The 19218-nt window shown below is 43.0% G+C and carries 15 protein-coding genes; 8 read left to right on the top strand and 7 right to left on the bottom strand.

The genetic code is table 11. The features are described 5' to 3' along the window. Positions 1–46: 46 nt before the first annotated feature. Complete coding sequence (locus ACT3SX_RS01635; RefSeq protein ID WP_192518209.1) at positions 47–1408, bottom strand: Na+/H+ antiporter family protein; 1362 nt, start codon at positions 1406–1408, stop codon at positions 47–49. 405 nt (positions 1409–1813) lie between these two features. On the opposite strand from ACT3SX_RS01635, the gene lon reads away from it, so the two are divergent. The 3 genes from lon (at position 1814) to ACT3SX_RS01650 (ending at position 5895) form a co-directional block, all read left to right on the top strand. Then, positions 1814–4375, top strand: a complete 2562-nt coding sequence (gene lon / locus ACT3SX_RS01640) for an endopeptidase La (RefSeq protein ID WP_225739060.1) — start codon at positions 1814–1816, stop codon at positions 4373–4375. A gap of 277 nt (positions 4376–4652) precedes the next feature. After that, on the top strand, positions 4653–5180 hold the full coding sequence (locus tag ACT3SX_RS01645; protein ID WP_192518210.1) for a superoxide dismutase family protein: 528 nt from the start codon (positions 4653–4655) through the stop codon (positions 5178–5180). Between the two features lie 157 nt (positions 5181–5337). Then, entirely contained in the window at positions 5338–5895 is a 558-nt protein-coding gene (locus ACT3SX_RS01650; protein ID WP_192518211.1) for a superoxide dismutase family protein, read from the top strand. Between the two features lie 163 nt (positions 5896–6058). Here ACT3SX_RS01650 and topA read toward each other — a convergent pair whose 3' ends face one another. Together topA and ACT3SX_RS01660 are read right to left on the bottom strand one after the other, a co-directional pair. After that, positions 6059–8713 carry a type I DNA topoisomerase gene (topA, locus tag ACT3SX_RS01655; protein WP_192518212.1) on the bottom strand — a complete coding sequence of 885 codons (2655 nt, stop codon included), beginning with the start codon at positions 8711–8713 and terminating at the stop codon, positions 6059–6061. 351 nt (positions 8714–9064) lie between these two features. After that, a complete protein-coding gene (locus tag ACT3SX_RS01660) occupies positions 9065–9667 on the bottom strand; it encodes a hypothetical protein (protein WP_192518213.1) in 603 nt (200 codons plus the stop codon). A gap of 285 nt (positions 9668–9952) precedes the next feature. Between ACT3SX_RS01660 and ACT3SX_RS01665 the strand changes: the two genes are divergently transcribed. After that, the gene (locus ACT3SX_RS01665; protein ID WP_192518214.1) at positions 9953–10486 is read left to right on the top strand and encodes a DUF2799 domain-containing protein; all 534 of its coding nucleotides are present in this window, start codon (positions 9953–9955) and stop codon (positions 10484–10486) included. Positions 10487–10632: 146 nt separating this feature from the next. On the opposite strand, the gene ACT3SX_RS01670 is transcribed toward ACT3SX_RS01665, so the two are convergent. The 3 genes from ACT3SX_RS01670 to ACT3SX_RS01680 form a co-directional block, all read right to left on the bottom strand. Beyond that, the gene (locus tag ACT3SX_RS01670) at positions 10633–11034 is read right to left on the bottom strand and encodes an ExbD/TolR family protein (protein ID WP_192518215.1); all 402 of its coding nucleotides are present in this window, start codon (positions 11032–11034) and stop codon (positions 10633–10635) included. A 103-nt stretch (positions 11035–11137) separates the two neighbouring features. Further along, positions 11138–11824 (bottom strand): MotA/TolQ/ExbB proton channel family protein, encoded by a 687-nt coding sequence (locus ACT3SX_RS01675; protein WP_192518216.1) that lies wholly within the window; start codon positions 11822–11824, stop codon positions 11138–11140. A 123-nt stretch (positions 11825–11947) separates the two neighbouring features. Next, complete coding sequence (locus ACT3SX_RS01680) at positions 11948–12898, bottom strand: energy transducer TonB (RefSeq protein WP_192518217.1); 951 nt, start codon at positions 12896–12898, stop codon at positions 11948–11950. A gap of 404 nt (positions 12899–13302) precedes the next feature. On the opposite strand from ACT3SX_RS01680, the gene ACT3SX_RS01685 reads away from it, so the two are divergent. From ACT3SX_RS01685 to ACT3SX_RS01700, 4 genes are all read left to right on the top strand, one after another. Next, positions 13303–14328: a siderophore ABC transporter substrate-binding protein gene (locus ACT3SX_RS01685; protein ID WP_192518218.1), complete on the top strand. Its 1026-nt coding sequence runs from the start codon at positions 13303–13305 to the stop codon at positions 14326–14328. Between the two features lie 191 nt (positions 14329–14519). Next, positions 14520–15497 carry an ABC transporter permease gene (locus ACT3SX_RS01690; protein WP_192518227.1) on the top strand — a complete coding sequence of 326 codons (978 nt, stop codon included), beginning with the start codon at positions 14520–14522 and terminating at the stop codon, positions 15495–15497. 61 nt (positions 15498–15558) lie between these two features. After that, positions 15559–16641, top strand: a complete 1083-nt coding sequence (locus ACT3SX_RS01695; RefSeq protein ID WP_413469388.1) for an iron chelate uptake ABC transporter family permease subunit — start codon at positions 15559–15561, stop codon at positions 16639–16641. A gap of 68 nt (positions 16642–16709) precedes the next feature. Then, entirely contained in the window at positions 16710–17480 is a 771-nt protein-coding gene (locus ACT3SX_RS01700) for an iron ABC transporter ATP-binding protein (protein WP_192991722.1), read from the top strand. Positions 17481–17866: 386 nt separating this feature from the next. Here ACT3SX_RS01700 and ACT3SX_RS01705 read toward each other — a convergent pair. After that, the coding region (locus ACT3SX_RS01705) for a PepSY-associated TM helix domain-containing protein (RefSeq protein WP_444753128.1) at positions 17867–19218 on the bottom strand (1352 nt) is incomplete at its 5' end.

The raw sequence follows: 19218 nt of genomic DNA on the forward strand, positions 1-19218 counted from the left end.
TTGTTTTGTTTTATCTGCTGTTATTTACAAACCATACTCTGTACGTCTACAACACCATCGCGGCTATCCAACCAAATATCAATAACGGAATATTGTAGTGAATAAAGGTCGGCACCACACTGTCTTTGATATGGTCATGCTGTCCATCGATATTCAAACCAGACGTCGGCCCAAGAGTCGAGTCTGACGCAGGAGAACCCGCATCACCTAGCGCGCCAGCCGTACCGATAATCGCCACAGTTGCCAATGGCGAAAATCCTAAAGAGATACATAGTGGTACATAAATCGCGGCCAAAATAGGAATGGTCGAAAATGACGAGCCAATACCCATGGTCACAATCAAGCCAACCAATAGCATGATAAATGCAGCCATCGCTTTATTACCAGCGAACAGTGACGCCGCACCATCAACCAATGGCTGAATCTGATCAGTGGCTTTCATTACCTCAGCGAAGCCCTGCGCAGTAATCATGATAAAGCCAATCATCGCCATTAGCTTGATACCGTCATTAAACACAGTATCAGCATCACGCCACTTGACCACGCCTGTTGCCATAAACACAGCAAAACCAAACATCGAACCTAGCAATAACGATTCTGTGTATAGCTGTACGACAAAAGCGGTCACAATAGCAGCCAATGCCACCATTGTTTTTGCTGTACTTTGGGTTTGCGCACTAGCGGCGGTTTTGCTCAATGCATCATTTTCTATAGCGGCATCATGTGCCTCTTTGTCTATCGCAACTTGTTGATACTCACGCGGCTTACGGTAGCTAATAAACACAGCCGTCAATAAGCCAACAAACATACCCAACGCTGGTATCGCCATGGCATGAGTGACCGAGATATTACTCACGTCAATGCCCGCCTCACCGACGTTTTTCAGCATGATTTCATTCAGGTAAATATCACCAAACCCATACGGAATAAACATATAAGTAGTAACCAGCCCAAACGTAATCAAACAAGCAATGAGACGTCTATCAATTTTCATACGATTAAACGCTAGTAGCAATGGCGGTACTAGTAGAGGAATAAAGGCGATATGAATAGGAATTAAGTTTTGGCTAAAGCAGCTCATGGTGATTAAGCCTGCAAACAGCATGTACTTAATCATGCCACTGGTGCCGCCCGCATCAATACGCTTGATGACCGATCCTGCCAACGACTGTGGCAAGCCTGAATGCGCAATCGCGACTGCAAACGCACCCAGTAACGCGTATGACAGCGCGATTTGTGCGCCATTACGAATACCTTCTTGAAAAGCCTCTAAAGTCTCAGTGATACCGAGACCGGCTATTAATCCACCAGCCAGTGCACCGATTAATAAACTGAGCACCACGTGTACCCTTGCAAGTGACAGGCCTAGCATGATCACTACCGCCAGTAATACTGCATTGATTGTCATGTGTGCCTCGTATTCTGTTTTCTTTGGTCTAATTTAAACCGATTAATATTTCATGATGTATGGATATCGCCTTCGTCTTGAAGAGGCTTTATTCTGAATGACCACTGTTTAAGACGCGCGATAGTTTACCTTATTTTACCTATAAAACCTATGTGTAGAACCTGCTAGATATAAGACAAATCTGTATATAAACACCTAATACGCCTTACTTTTCAACGGCTTTTTATAAAAATTTTCACGAAATAAACAGCCGTATCCATCGCAATATCTATACAGATATGGCTATTTAATCAAGATAAGCATCTGACTTGCTCAAAAAGCCTTGCAATTTTATCTGTGAGCACCATTTATCTAACAATGAACCACGAACTTGACTTTACAAGTCTGGGGAACGAGGAAAAATATATGAGTGAACATAATATTGATAAAGACAACATCGACATCGATGTATCATCTGCCCTTAATACTGATACTGACGCAAGCAATGAGTCAGAGAGCTCATCTACTGATGAGTTAGACACCACGTCTAACGTTGTCAAAGACAATGAAGACGAAAGCTACTTGCCACTGCTAGCATTACGCGACGTCGTCGTTTATCCACACATGCAGATTGCATTGTTTGTAGGACGTGCGCCATCGGTGAAAGCGGTAGAGCTAGCACAGGCAGAGTACGGCAATAAAGTGCTGGTAGTCGCGCAAAAAGACTCGCTAACTGAAGATATTGATCACGACAACTTATATCAATATGGTACTGTTTGCCGCATCGTCAGCACCATGCCGCATGACAGCGATGAGAACTGCATTAAAGTATTGATCGAAGGTCAGTATCGTGCGCGCGTTGATAACATCGAAAACCATGATGATTTATTGATGGCTCGTTTTGAGCGTACTGATCTCGATATGAGTATGGATGAAAGTCAGCAAAAGAACACTATTCAAGCACTAACCACGCTATTTGAAAGTTATGCCGATGCACGCCTACGTAATGCGCGTGAGCTAACGCGTGTGGCAAAACGTATCGATGACTTACTTGAATTGATCTACTTTATCTCAACCCGTGTGTCGATGGATCTTGACATCAAGCAGTCATTCCTAGAACAAGACGACATCAAAACACACATCAATACCTTGACTGAATATTTGGTCAAACAAAGCGCTGAACAAAATATCGAACAAGACATCCAAGAAGCGGTCCGTCAGCAAATGGAAGATAATCAGCGCGAATACTTCCTAAATGAAAAAATGAAAGCCATTAAGAATGAGCTGTCAGATATGAATGACGGCGTGTTCGATGGTGATGACGATGTGGCAGAGCTGGAACAACGTTTAGAAAAGGCTGACCTACCAGACGATGTGCGCAAAAAAGCAGAGCAAGAGTTTAAGAAACTCAAAATGATGCCACCTGCATCAAGTGAATCATCAGTGGTTCGCAACTATATTGAATGGATTTTGGACACGCCATGGAATGCGACGACCAAAGTCTCTATCAATTTAGATAAAGCCAAAACTGTATTAGACGAAGACCATTACGGTCTGCAAGATGTGAAAGATCGCATCTTAGAGTACTTAGCCGTTCAATCACGGGTGAAAAAACTGCGCGGCCCTATTCTATGTCTCGTCGGCCCTCCAGGTGTGGGTAAAACCTCATTGGGTGAGTCAATTGCCCGAGCGACTGGTCGTAAGTTCGTGCGTATGGCGCTGGGCGGTGTGCGTGACGAAGCTGAGATACGTGGTCATCGCCGTACTTATATTGGTGCGATGCCGGGTAAAATCGTCCAATCATTGGCCAAAGTGGAAGTCAAAAACCCGCTGTTCTTATTGGATGAGATCGATAAGATGGCGCAAGACTTCCGCGGCGATCCAGCATCAGCATTGCTTGAAGTATTGGATCCTTCACAGAACGATACGTTTAACGACCATTATTTAGATATGGACTTAGACTTATCGCAAGTGATGTTTATCTGTACTGCCAATAGCATGGATATACCAGCGGCACTGCTTGACCGTATGGAAGTCATTCGTCTGCCTGGTTATACCGAAGAAGAAAAAGTTAATATCGCGCAGAAGTATCTCGTCCCAAAAGCGATTAAAAATAACGGTCTCAAAGACGGCGAGATTGAGATTGTAGAAGCAGCATTACACAGCATCGTGCGTAGCTACACACGTGAGGCTGGCGTTCGTAATCTTGAACGCGAAGTCAACAAGATCTGCCGTAAAGTGGTTCGCGGTTCCGTCGAAACACATGGTGCGCGCACACCGAAAAAGGCAAATCGTGAACTGGTAGTGGTCGATGATAAAAACATCAATGACTATCTAGGAGTCCATCAGTACGATTATGGTCTGGCAGAAGAAGAGCCGGAGATTGGCCGTATCACTGGTCTTGCGTGGACACAGGTTGGTGGTGAATTATTGACCATCGAAGCAGTCGCCATGAAAGGCAAAGGCGAACTGAGCTTCACAGGCTCACTTGGCGATGTGATGAAAGAGTCAATTCGTGCGGCCATGAGCGTGGTTCGTGCACGTGGTGATAGCTTAGGCATCGATTACGAAACGTTTAAAACCACTGACGTCCACGTACACATGCCAGAAGGAGCCACGCCAAAAGACGGCCCCTCTGCTGGTGGCGCACTGACGACAGCGCTAGTATCTGCATTGACTGGTATTGCCATTCGCCCAGATATCGCGATGACAGGTGAAATTACCTTACGTGGTAAGATCCTACGTATCGGTGGTCTAAAAGAGAAGTTGCTTGCGGCACATCGCGGCGGTATCAAGCATGTATTGATTCCTGCAACCAACGAGCGTGACTTGGCTGATATCCCTGATAACGTGAAAGAAGGCCTAACTATTCAGCCAGTCGCCACGATTGAAGAGATATTAAAAGTTGCGTTGGTTAGTATGCCAAAACCACTTAAGCCTGCCAAAGTAACAGTGGATAAAACCAAAGGTAAAGCATTGCACAGTTAATAAATAGTTATATTATTAGCTTAATCTGACAAGCTCTAAAAAGCCGCTCATCGTATGATGGGCGGCTTTTTTATTTAAGCGATTATTTCTATTTCAAATCCTTTAAGGTCTATTGAATATTCAATCCGTAACCCCCTAGGGCGTGTCATCAATTAGCACATTGATATAATTTATGATACCCCTTAACTTATTAAAAAATATAAACAATAGTTCTAAATGATATAAGATAATTACAGCTACATCAAAAAACCGTTAAAACAATATTACCGGATGGATAATGAGAAAAATGATATCTGTACCTCTTTGCGCTTTTGTATTGATTATGGCTGGTTGTGAAAGCCCTCTCAGTTATATCAAATCAAGCAAACCATTTATGACGGCTAACCTTAAAACCACGTATAAAAATCAAGATGCTGGGCAAATTTATTTGCGCCGCGTCGATAGTGGCATTCAAGTATATGGCACATTGACCAACTTACCATCCGACTCATTATTGAACATTAATATCTATATGTCTGGTGCTTGTATCAACCGTGGTAAAGTAGCTGGCGGCTATCTAAACTCTACATCTGCACCACTATCACATTCAAGACTCTCTTTCAGCTCTCCGTCAGTGATCAAGGTTAATAGGCAAGGCATCGCCAAAGTTGACTATATAACAACGGATATCTCTCATAAAAAATATCGATCAAACAGTGTGTATCAGCAAGCTTTTGTTGTTTATCCCATTCCAGTTGACGATAAGGATTTGTCTTTAGAAAAGACTAACACTCGTATTGCATGCGGCATAATTAGTCAATACTAAAGGCTGAACGATATACGTTACTTACATTTATTAACTGATTGTTGCGCTTCTAGTGAATAACTATTTCAACGCTTAGCTATACTAAATCTGATGTTAAACAGCCCCTAACACCTAAAAATAAATTTACCATAACAATCAAATATAAATGGAGATAATAATGAGTAAGACATTACTAGCAAGTACCCTACTATGTGGTTCAGTACTAGCAATGACTGGCTGTCAAACCGTAGAAGGTCAGATGCAAACAGGTAATCCGTTAAACCAACCTACCCTAAAATCAACGATTTATACCGTTGGTAGTGATAAAAAAGAAGTCGGACAAGTATTCTTGCGCCCAGTCGATGAAGGTGTGCAAGTTTATGGCAAGCTGATGAACCTACAACCAGGGCAAACAGTGGCGCTACACATCCATGAGACAGGTAGCTGTGCTGACATGGGTAAAGCGGCTGGTGGTCACTTTAATCCAGACAATAAGCCTCACTCTAGCCCAAACGATATGAATGGTCACGCAGGTGACTTGCCTAACTTAACTGCCAATGATAACGGTGTCGCGACTATTAACTATGTCAATAAGAAAATCTCTGCAACAGAAGCGGGTAAGTACAGCGTAAACCGTTTAGCGTTTATCGTACATGGTGGTACAGATGATTATACCAGTCAGCCATCAGGTGATGCTGGTGACCGCGTCGCTTGCGGTATCATCGAAACGATGTAATAGCACACTAATGACATTTAAAGCTAAATGTTACTTGGGCCGAATGTTATTGAAGCTAAATGCGATTAAAACTAAGTATGATTGATAGCATAAAAAAACCTCTTAGATAATCTAAGAGGTTTTTTATGGCTTAACACTATTTATGACAAAGATAAAAGAGATTTTACTCTTCTACCCACTCGCCTTTGCGCCAGTAAACACCCCAACGCGTGGCTTTACCGTTTTTCTCAGAGCCGATATATTGCTCTTTTTTCTTACGTGACCAGCGCAATATCGTTGCATTGCCGTCAGGATCTTCGTCTGGTCCTTCAAACAGATACTGGAACTTGTCTTCCATCTTATCCTTGATATCTCTTAGCTCAGCCAGTTTCGGTGCCCGTGTTTCACGTACTTTCGGGAACTTAGACGCTGCCAAGAACATCCCAGCAGCCCCTTCACGCAAGATGAAATAATCATCATGCTTGGTTGACTTTAGCTCTGGCAAATGAATAGGATCCATACGCGGCGGTGCGGCTTCTCCTGTTTTTAATACTTTACGTGTATTGTCACATTTTTGACAGGCAAAATAAGGACCGAAACGTCCCGTCTTGAGCTCCATTTGCCCATCACATTTATTGCAGTCGATGGTTGGTGCATCTGAACCCGGTACCTCGAATTTACCCTCTTCTAAGACATAACCATCACAATCAGGATTGTTACCACAGATATGTAATTTGAGACCACCATCGACGATATAGCCATTCATCGCTGTACCACATTTCGGACAGCGTTTTTTCTCCATCAAATCTTTAACTTCTGCTGCTTCGTCATCACCTTCTGCATCATCAAGGTTGGCAAAAGCCTCAACTGGCATTAAGTTTTTGGTGCCTTTGCAGCGCTCTTTTGGTGGTAAGTTATAACCTGTACAACCTAAGAACACACCTGTTGAACCGGTACGCAATTGCATCGGACGACCGCACAGATCGCAATGAACGTCAGGTACATCCGTTGGATCATTGGGACGCATGCCGTCTTTTTCTTTGGCACGCTCAAGCGTGGTTTTGAACTCACCATAGAAGTTATCAAGCACATCTTTCCAGTCTTTATCACCTTCTGCAACATGATCGAGCTTGTCTTCTAACGCAGCGGTAAACGTGTAATCCATCAAATCTGGAAAGCTTGCCGTTAGCCTATCAGTAACGATATCACCCATTTTTTCGGCAAACAAACGTTTGTTTTCAAGCTTTACATAACCACGATCTTGAATGGTTGAGATGATAGACGCGTACGTCGATGGACGGCCGATGCCTTTTTTCTCAAGCTCTTTAACCAAACTCGCCTCGGTGAAGCGTGGTGGTGGCTTGGTAAAGTGCTGACTCGGGTCCAACTTATCAAGCGTTAATTTATCGCCTTTTTTAACATCAGGTAATAGCGTATCGTCGGTCTTGGCTGGTGGCAATACTTTGGTATAACCATCAAACACCATGGTACGACCACGGGCTTTTAGCTCAACATCATCAGCACTTACAAATAAATTTACTGACAGATATTTTGCTGGCAGCATCTGACAGGCCACAAACTGACGCCAAATCAGCTCATACAGGCGTATTGCGTCACGCTCAACCCCTTTGAGCTGAATTGACTTCATATTGACGTTAGAAGGTCGAACGGCCTCATGCGCTTCTTGTGCGCCTTGTTTATTACCATAGAAATTTGGCTTTTCTGGCACGTACTTTGTACCATAGTTGTCTTCGATATAACCTCGAGCGGCAGCCAGCGCATCACCCGACAAAAACGTCGAATCGGTACGCATATACGTGATGTGACCTGCTTCATATAACCGCTGTGCCAATATCATGGTTTTCTTAACCGAAAACCCCAATCGAGTACTGGCTGCTTGTTGCAATGTCGAGGTAATAAATGGCGCACTTGGACGCGACTGTGTGGGCTTCTCTTCGCGCTCTTTGACGATAAAATCATTGGCGTTTAACACTGCTAATACTTTATCAGTCTGCTCTTTATTGACGAGCTTAAGCGTTTTGCCACCTTGTTTGGTCGCTTCTAGACGTATACCGATCTTTTCAGCATCTTTTTTACTAGTCGCAACATGCGTGTCTGCATGAATCTGCCAATACTCTTCTGGTATAAAGGCACGAATCTCATGCTCTCTTTCTACGACCAAGCGCATAGCAACCGACTGTACGCGACCTGCTGATAGACCACGTGCAACTTTTTGCCACAGCAGAGGCGACACCATAAAACCGACCACTCGATCCAAAAATCGTCGTGCTTGCTGAGCATTCACCCGATCTATATCGAGCTTAGAAGGCTGTTTAAAGGCATTTTGAATGGCAGATTTGGTAATCTCATTGAATACCACACGCTCATATTTACTATTAGCACCACCAATCACTTCTTTTAGATGCCAAGCAATCGCTTCCCCTTCTCTATCCATATCCGTTGCGAGATAGATTTTGTCAGCGTCTTTGGCTAAGGCTTTGAGCTCTTTGATTACCTTGGTTTTATTTGGTAGCACTTCATAGACTGCCGCCCAGTCATGTTCTGGGTCGACGCCCATGCGTCTGACCAATGCTTGCTGAGTTTTTTCTTCTTTCGTTAAAGTCTCATCTTTTTTGGTCGTTGCTGGTTTTTTTGCGCTCTTACTAGCACCAACTGGCAAATCACGCACGTGACCGATACTTGAGCGTACAACAAAGTCATCACCAAGGTATTTATTAATCGTTTTTGCTTTGGCTGGTGATTCTACAATCACCAAAGACTTGCCCTTTGATTTGTCAGCAGTAGATGTGGGGCTTTTTTTGGTTGTGGTTTTTGCCATATTTGACGACACCATAATATAAGTAAATTAAAAAATATAAGTAAATTAAAAGGTATAAATAAATTAAAAGGTATAAATAAATTTAGCCGCATGGCAATTTATAATAATTGGTTATAGTCGCTCAGCGAATTATTGTATTAGCGCTTACTAAGTTTTTAACCATGACACTGAGGTATACCCTCAATAATAAATGCTCATAAAAATAGTTATAAAACAAATAATAACCATAAAATAAAGATATAGTTATAAAGACGTTACACTGCTAGCCATTAAACTGTCAACTAAAAATGACTATGAGTTTATCAAAAGCACTTGCTTATTGATTATTAATGGTGACCAAAAAATAATTTACTACCTTGTCTTATTTTTCTGCATTTCTGACGCCCACTTTTCCAAATTCTCTTTGAGCGCTAATAGATCTCTTTCAATCAACGTATGATGGTACGCAGGATTACTTAACGGACGTACATAAGCAATGTCTTCCCAATAAATAATAATGCTGTTTGCCTTAGTCCATAAACCTTTTACAAAGGGTTGAATACTCACTGGCAAATCTAGTGGCGTTTTATCCAAACTGAAATTGGTTTTTTTGACCACACTATCCGTATTACTATGATGAGCACGAATGGCACTGGGAATAGTAAGCTTAGTATCTTTTTTAATCGTATCAACAAAACTGCTATCCGGGCGCCATTGTCCATCAATCACTTGATAGCGTGTATGCGGCAACTGCATATCTTCTAGCACCAAGCAGTACTGACCCATCATGCCGCGGCCATATTCATTATCTTTGCCCTTGATCCAGTCAGGACAGGCCACTAATTTTGGGTTAAGTTGTAGCCGACGCGCAGTCATACGCAGCTTATCCAAACGCTGATCAATACCGTTAGGTTTGAGCGCCATCATACTCCCTAATACAAATAGTACAATGACAACACCAATGAATATGCCCATGATCGTCTAACCTTTTGGCTAAAGTAGTGATACTAAAAAACATGCCGCTATTGGAATAACATCATATATAGCTGCTTATAATGAGCACAAACCTAGAAAAATCAAGCAGTATAAAATAACAATCACTGTATAATGAAGCATCTACACTGTACCAAAACCGCTATATATATATAGATATCAAACACTTATACCAACCAAAAATAAATATGATAAACAAATACAAAAAATTGTCAGCCGCAAAAAATGCTATGATAAACCATAATTTTAAACACGCGCAGGTTTATTATGAATTATCTTATTAAGCGAAACTCATCGACTGCTTACTTTTCAAATAAACTGGCTCAGAAAATCACAAGCCAACCCGGTATCACCCTATCTCTGCTGGGTATCACATTACTGGCATTATCCGGCTGTGCTACCACGCAAAGCCTCACACCACAGCAATGCCAAACCAGTAATTGGGAAGAAATCGGCCGTGCAGATGGTAGCGTTGGTCGCTCAGGTGCTTATTTTGGTCATTATGCGAATAGCTGTGCAAGCATAGGCGCAGCAACACCCAATCGTGTGCTGTGGGAACAAGGACGTCAGCAAGGACTCGAAAACTACTGTACCGAACTCACTGCCTATAAGCTTGGCCGCGAAGGCTATGACTGGCAACCTGTCTGTCCGATCGAGGGTATTGAAAAGTTAGAAGAGGCTTATTCACAAGGGCGTTACTACTATATCCGCCAGCAGAACTTGGATTATCTACGATCACCTTATCCTTTCGGACATAGCCCTTTTGGTCACAGATACCATCCACTGAGACATCATTGGTAAAAAGAAAACCCCAATGAGTACTTAATTTGAGGTTTAAGTACTCAGTGAGGCTGGAGAAGATTTTATTATTTTTATTTTATTATTATACTAGCTACCTTGATGATGGTTGGCTATCTAACACACGTCATCCCTTCTATATACACGCTTTACTCATTCACAAAAGCTATCTTGGTCAGTCCTGCTTCACTAGCCGATGCCAATACTTGTGCAACGGTGTCGTATTTGCTTTCTTTGTCTGCACGTAGCTGAATAGAAGGGTTCTTACCTTCTGCACCTTGCTGCTGCAGGCGCTCATCCAACTGCTCTATTGTGAGAGGCTCACTGTCCCAAAATATGCCCGCGTCCTGATCAATACTAATCTGAATAGCTTCTGGTGGTGGATCATTCACTTGTGCACTTGTCTCTGGCAAATTAAGCGGTACAGTCGGATTAAGTACAGTTGCAGTCACTAAAAAGATAATCATCAAAACCAGCATGACATCGATAAGCGGAATGAGGTTCATCTCATTCATACCTTGGACGTCATCATCACCTAATTGAAATGCCATAATTACTCTCAATATATACTTGCTATGTGTGCTTAGTCGTACTGCCATAAAGCTGGCTGCTAGCTATCTGGTTGAGATAACAGCCACGATTTTACTATGTATTCTACGGCTGTGAGGTAGACGCATTGCGATATGATCTGTCAGTTTTACTCGCTTGCGCGCTACTTGGAGTTACTGATACGGCGACTGGCTCAGCGGCTGTCTTCTTACTCACATTATTAATAGTTGACGTATTTATGTGTGCAGCATCCGCCAGTAAGTCATGCGCTCTGTCATTTGCGTGATACATCACACGGCGATTGATACGTATAGCAAGGTTATAAAAGACCACCGCTGGAATAGCGACAGCGATACCCAAGCCTGTCATGATAAGTGCTTCGCCAACAGGTCCTGCCACTTGTCCTAGTCCTGCTTGTCCACTTGTACCAATACTATGCAGCGCATGAAAAATACCCCAAACCGTACCAAACAGACCGATAAATGGTGCAATCGCTGCCGTCGTACCAAGGATAGGTAGTCCACGCTCACTAGAAAAACGATAGCGACCAATATGCTTGAGTAACGCCTGCTCGATTATGACGCGACGCGTCGGCGCATCCACTTCTCTCAATCCAGTCTGTTTGGCTTGAATTTGATGAGCCAAATCATCGGCAACCGTAGAAGCCAGCTTGCGGCTCTGTAGTACACGAATGATACCCGTCACCCAAGAGATAAGGGATAAGGCGAATAGTAAAAAGAACAAGGTTTTGGTCACCATGTCACTATATTGCCAGTATTGCATAAAGTCCATGTCAGACTCCTTCGTCTTTTGTGTTATGACTTGATATCATTGCAGATAGCACAGTTGCTTTCATTATGACAATGTTATTTAAAATTATTAATATTGATATCACAATTTATAAAAAACTTGGTATTACTTTGGCACTTTATAAGAAACAGTAAATGTGACATTTCCTACTCTTGGAACACCATTTTCAGTAAAAGGTTTAAATCTACCAGATGTGACTTGTCGTTTAGCTGCATTATCAACTGCTCTATTCTCTGACGACCTTGCCACTCTCACATTACTAATAACACCTTGTTTATTGACGGTCATTTTCAGTACAACATTAAAAGTCGCACCTGGACGAGCGCTAGATGCAGCACGTTTAGGAAATTCGAAGTTTGGCTTAGATGCCCAGCTGGCACTATTAGCAGTAAATTGCACCGGTGTATTGTTAGCAGCCGCAGCCGCAGCTTCCGCTTCTTTTGCTTTTTGTGCCGCAGCTGCATCAGCAGCCGCTTTAGCATCAGCTATTTCTTGAGCCCTCTTTGCGTCTGCTGCAGCTTGTACCTGTGCTGCTTTTGCATCGGCATCGGCTTGTGCTCGCTGTTGTTCAGCTAATAATGCATCTCTTCTCGCTTGTTCGGCTTTCGCCGCCAAAAGCTTGCGCTGATCATCAGCCACTTGCGTCATATTACTTTTTTGAGGGGCAGTTTTTTGTGGCGCAGGTGGTGGTGTGAACTCAGCAGGCTTAGGCTTTTCAGCTTTTTTCGCTTTCGGCTTCTCTACTGGTTGCTTTTTCTTCACAACTTTAGGCTTGAGCGCAGCAACTGGCTTCGCTTTTGGCTTAGGCTTAACCTCTCTGACCGGTTTCGGTTTTTCTTCAATTTTCACCTCTTCAATCTCCACAGGTGGTGGTGGAGGCGGTGGCGTGACCAGCTCTATCTCAATAGGTGGTGTCACCTTTTCTGGTTCTACTTTCATCTCAGGCGCTTTGACCGCCGCTAATGCGACTGCCGTCAGCGCATGCAATCCCACAACTATAGCGATAGTCGCGAGAGTCAATTTAGGTGATGGCGCGTCTAAATTCGTTGAACTCATAACACCCTAATATTAATTAACGGAGATAGAATGGCGTAGATAATAATGTAAACGATAATTATTATCAATACTAAATTACAATAATTTTCCTTATTTGAACAATTATATCAAACCAACTTCAGTTTGTTAATAAAAACCATTATCATTTGTATTGATAATCAATCTCAATTGCCTTATCATTGCCATTCTTTGGTTACTTATAAAGTAGTATTACCTATTTTACACAAAAAAATGTAAACACACCCATACAGTAAATGTAAAACCAAGTGATCAGCAATAATAGCTGCCAAAGCAACACCGCCGAGCATTGTCAGGTATATATCTTATATTAGATAAGCTCATTTCATTTTTTATACGGGTACTCATCTTCCTTATACCCAAACCAATAACATACCGAGTTATTTATGGCTACTTCCTTATTCTCTAATCCTTCGTCTACGTTTTTTAAACGCCCATTACTGACTGCTATGATAACTGCACTGGTTACTAGTATCAGTGTGGCAGGCTGTAGCTCGCCTGAATCTAGCGATGCTGAGACAACGGATACCACCACTGAAAACCAAACTGCTGATAACACATCTGCTGACATCATTACTCTTGATACAGTAAGAGGAGATGTTGATTTAGCAGTAAATCCATCGCCTGTCGTGGTATATGACATGACGTTGATGCAAGATTTAGCAGCACTCGATGTGGCTATTGATGGCGCGCCAACTACTACAGAATCTCTAGACAATCTTCATTCTAAAAACCAGCCAGAGCCTACAGTTGTGGGTACAGTATTTGAGCCAGATCTTGAGGCACTGAACGCCATGCAACCACAAGCCATTTTAGTTGGCTCACGCATGGCCGAAAAATACGATGAGCTGTCTAACATCGCACCAACACTAGACATGTCTATCGATACCGCCAATATCTATGAATCAAGCAAGCAACGCTTGGCTGATTTAGGCGCATTATTTGGCAAAAGCGAACAGGCTGCTAAGCTACAACAAGACATCGATGGTTTGATTGAAGAAACCAAGGCTGTCACTAAAGACAGTGGTAAGGGTCTAGTGGTCATGGTCAACGGCAATAAAATGTCGACATATGGTGCTGAATCACGCTACGGCTTTATTCATAATGTCGTAGACATACCAATCGCTGATGATCAAATAAAAGATGGTCGTCATGGTCAACCAATCTCTTTTGAATACCTACAAAAAGTAAATCCAGACTGGTTGTTTGTGGTAGACCGTAGTGCCGCTATCGGTGCAGACAGTGTTGGTGCAAAAGCAGTATTAGACAATCCATTAGTAGCACAAACCACCGCATGGAAAAAAGACCAAGTGGTTTATCTCAGCCCAGATTCTTACCTTGCGTTTGGTGGCTATTATCAGTGGATACAAGATTTGACAACCATCAGAGATGCCTTTACTAACGCTAAGTAAACGCCACTTTTGTTTTAGACCGTTTTTCATGACCGTCTTTACAACTTATTTGTATGCCAGTAGCCGTTATGTCTTTATTTTCACATCGTGCACAGCCCAGCGTTAAATCCAGTACTTCTTTGCCAGCCGCATCAGCGAGTTGGAAAAGCGGTACTGGCAACAGTCTCAACTCTAAAAATCGCCGTGCCGCCATGCCACCATGGTTAATCAACACGGGCAGCCTCATTATTATGGGGCTTTTGGTGTTATTGAGTTTATCTATTGGCGTGGCAGATTTTTCATGGTCTGGTGTGTTACACAGCCTTATCAATCACAGTGCCAACTCTGATAGCTCGCTTTTTTTAGTTAGCCGACTGCCCCGTACTATTGCAATTATCTTGACTGGCGTCTCGATGGCAGTGGCAGGAATGATTATCCAAGTGGTGCTAAAAAACCGCTTTGTTGAGCCATCAATGGTCGGCGCCACTCAAAGCGCGGCGCTCGGACTGCTAGTGGTCAGTCTACTATTCCCAGCCAGTGCGCTTATTATTAAAATGGGCGTGGCCACGATCACAGCGGTCTTTGGCATGATGCTGTTTATGCTACTCATTCACCGGATCCCGCCGACTGACTTTTTGATGATTCCTCTGATCGGCATCGTCTTTGGTGGCATTATCGAGGCGGCAACGACCTTTATCGCTTATCAGACTGAATCGTTACAGATGCTGAGCGTTTGGCAGTTTGGAGATTTTTCTGGTGTACTAGCGGGTCGGTATGAGCTGCTTTGGCTGACAGGAGGTCTCTGCGTGTTGGCTTATATCATTGCTGATAAGCTGACCATCGTGGGCTTGGGTGACAATATCGCGCTGAACCTAGGCATTAGTAAACGACAAGTTACGTGGCTTGGCGTTGGTATGGTTGCAATGATGAGTGCTGTTGTTGTGGTCACCGTTGGCATGATTCCTTTTATCGGTTTGGTCGTTCCCAATATCGTCAGCCGACTGATGGGAGATAAGTTACGCCGTAGCTTGCCAGCAGTGGCGCTACTCGGTGCCTCGGCTGTCCTACTCTGCGATATCATTGGTCGCTCTATCCGCTATCCATTTGAAGTACCGGTCGCTACAGTATTTGGGGTGGTTGGTACGGTACTGTTTTTATGGCTGCTGTTACGCGCTCCCGCTGATCGATAAGCTTATGCTTATGCTTGATGCTTATGCTTGATGCTTATGCTTGATACTACAGGACTCACGCATGTTTTCACCATCTACGCCCCACTCCAAAAAAACCAATCATGCGAAAAACAGCATCAGAAAAAAAGAGGTCTTAAATAACGGTGCTCATGCAACAACGTGGCAGGCTCGTATCGCCCAATCTTGGACATGGATTGTGAATCACCCAAAGTCAATCGCTACTGCCGTTTTAGCAATTTCAATGCTGCTGTTTTTGACACTGAACGTCAACGGACATTGGGACTTTGCCCTACCCTTACGTGGCAAAAAACTGCTGGCGTTAATGGTCGTTGGCTATGCGATTGGGGTCTCAACACTACTATTTCAAACCTTAACGCACAATCCAATTCTCACGCCTTCTTTATTAGGTTTTGACTCACTATATATCTTACTACAAAGTCTACTGGTGTTCTTTTTGGGGGCAATCAGCTTTACCAGTATTGATCCCCTTGCCAAATTTAGCCTTGAAATTGTCCTGATGTTTGGGGCGTCATTATTATTATTTAAGCTGCTATTTTCAAAGAGCAGTCAAGATTTGACTCGATTAATATTGGTCGGTGTTATCTTTGGTGTGTTATTTCGCAGCTTATCAACATTGATTGCACGGCTAATCAACCCTGATGATTTTGTCGTCGTACAATCAGCTAGCTACGCGCAGTTTAATACAGTCAACCCTCAGTTACTCGGTATCAGTGTATTTATCTGTGCTATCACGGCGATATGTGTATGGCGCTGGCGCTATCAGTGCGATGTACTGATGCTTGGTAAATCCCAAGCCATTAACCTTGGTATCCATTATCAGCGCCTAGCATTTGGACTATTGACCATTATCGCTATATTGGTCGCCACTGCTACGGCGTTGGTTGGCCCTGTGACCTTCTTTGGCTTATTGGTGTGTGCCTTGACCAATCGTATCGCTCGTCACATGTATCACACTGAACGGCTGATATTGGTCAGCTTGGTTGCTATGATTTGCTTGGTACTCGGTCAAACTGTCTTTGAGCAAGTACTGGGTATGGCAGGTGTATTATCCGTTGTGATCGAATTGGTGGGTGGCTTAGTATTCTTATTATTAATTTTTACGACACAACGTCGCCGTCGATAACTCGTGATACATAGCGGGCATTTAGCACTCTTAATCAAAATTAGCACTCTCTAAAAACAAGAAGCACTATGATTAAATTAGATAATATCTCATACCATATCGGCAAACAGCAAATCCTGCATGACATTACGTTGTCCTTGCCAAGTGCACAAGTCATTGCGTTGATAGGTCCAAATGGTGCTGGCAAATCCACCTTATTTTCGGTTATGGCACGCTTGCAGCCGTTACAGTCAGGACAAGTGAGTTTCGCTGTAGATAATGAGGAACGTGATATTGTCAGCTGTCATGCGCGGACCTTGTCCAAGACCGTCGCGATGCTCGGGCAAGAAAACCACGTGCAAGGACGACTACGCGTACATGAGCTGCTGATGTTTGGACGCTATCCATATCATCAAGGGCAACCCACAGCAAACGATCAGCAAAAAGTACAAGAAATTATCGAGCGATTTGAGCTAGAACTATTGGCCGATCGCTTTTTATCGACGCTATCTGGTGGTCAACGCCAGCGCGTATTGATTGCGATGATTGTTTGCCAAGATACGCCGTATTTATTGCTTGATGAGCCATTGAATAATTTAGATATGTACCATGCTGGTCGACTGATGCGTGAGCTGCGTGAGCTTAGCCACAGTCAGCAAAAGACCGTGGTGATTGTATTACATGATATCAATCAAGCAGCACAATTCGCTGACACCGTAGTCACTATGAAAGAAGGCCAAGTGATGGCTGTTGGTCAGCCTGTCGATGTCATCACACAAGAGACGATGAAAGAGCTGTATAACGTTGATGTGACCGTACTGAACCATCAAGGCCGTCCAGTAATTGTTGATGCGGTTTAAATACAGAACTTTGCAGACGAAAAAAGGAATTCTTGATGCATAAAATGCTATTAAATCATCGATGGATAAACTATAAAAATCTATTGATACTGTTTTTAATCGTGAGCTTTTGTCTGTGCCTGTCTTCTGCTGTAGATAAAGACATAGCAAATACCTTTTTTTGGTTAGGAATAACTTTATATGCGCTAAGATTAGTCGTTATTCCTATGGACTTTACTCAAGATATTGCTTCAGTAGATTATACAAAGAACTATGATAAAAATAATACATGGCATAAATGGGTTATGCTAGGTGAGAAGTTTGCTTCCTTTATTTTTACTGTCTGGATAGCATACACAATATTTGTGCAATTAAGTTGATAGAATGCCCTAGCCAATTTGGCAATATCACCTGCCTTTTTGCAGCGCCTTTAATCGACTTTGACGCCCTTTCCACCACAGATAAACACCCGTCACTGACAACACCGTCACAACCAAACCTAATACTGCTAAAAATATCTGATACAACAAATGACCGATACCGTGGCTAATATGCCCCATGTGCAAGCTCATTAACCAATTGTTTGTTTTACCACCGAATGATGAGTTTTGATAACCAAAATTCACACGCTCAACGTTACCGGTTTTTGCATTGACCGTGATAGATGATGCACCGCCTTTTTTGCCAATATCTTTATTCGTCTTAAAGCGCAGTTGCCATTGACTGTCATCCTCAATCCAACGTATACCCAATAACTGCTGTACGCTCATGCCCTGACGTTGAGCCGCGATGGCAGCCTGCTCACTTAAATAAGCAATGCTATTGGCCTTATTGACCACATCAACAGTACCCAGAGCACTGATGTCAGTGGCTTCAGTGCTAGCTTCGACACTAGGTGACTTTCTCATTTTCTCAGGTGGTTTTTTTGACTTTTCTTGTTTTTCGCCTCGTCCTTCTAATCCAACGACTGCCTGCATCACGGGTCGATAGACTTGCTGTAAATTAAAACCAACACTCGACCAAGCGATGACAAATAAAATACCCCAAAGCCATAACCCGAAAGCATGATGCAAATCATAATTGAGTTTAAACAGGTTACTCTTGGTACGAATTTTCCATGCTGGCAACCAACGCTTGAGAAATGACGCGCGTTTTTTAGTGGATTGTTTTTTCTGCGTCTTTTTCTTTTTAGCAGCTCTAGGAAAAGTCAAATAAAAGCCAATAAAGCAATTAATCGTCCAAACGAGCGAGACAATACCCAGTATCAACTTGCCAATATCATCAAGTAACAAGTCACGATGTAGCCAAAACACTTTCCACATGGTATTGCGCCATGCCCACTCATCTCTATCACGAGTACCGATGATATCGCCCGTATAAGGGTGGACATACACTTCTTGAAACAGTGCTTGTGGCTGGTTATTGGCAGCCGGACCTCGGACTCTATCTACCGAAAACACCGCAGACCGATCAGCCTCTATTGATGTTGGCATACTAGAAAAGGTATGTTCTGGATATGCACTCTCCACCTTATCATGAAGCGTGGCAATAGGGAGTTGTGGTGTCTCTTGGACATCAACCTGAGCCAGTTCATGATTGAAGACATCATCCAACTCCTCATGAAATGCCAATAGCGTGCCAGTAATACCAGCGATAATTAAAAACGCGGCCATAGCAAGCCCAGTATAACGGTGAATCCAAAGACAGCTATAGCGAATATTAAATGACATAAATGAATCTGCTGTTATATTGTGATAGT

Origin of the sequence: Psychrobacter sp. AOP31-B2-9, from assembly GCF_052378005.1 — a bacterium.
Lineage (GTDB): Bacteria > Pseudomonadota > Gammaproteobacteria > Pseudomonadales > Moraxellaceae > Psychrobacter.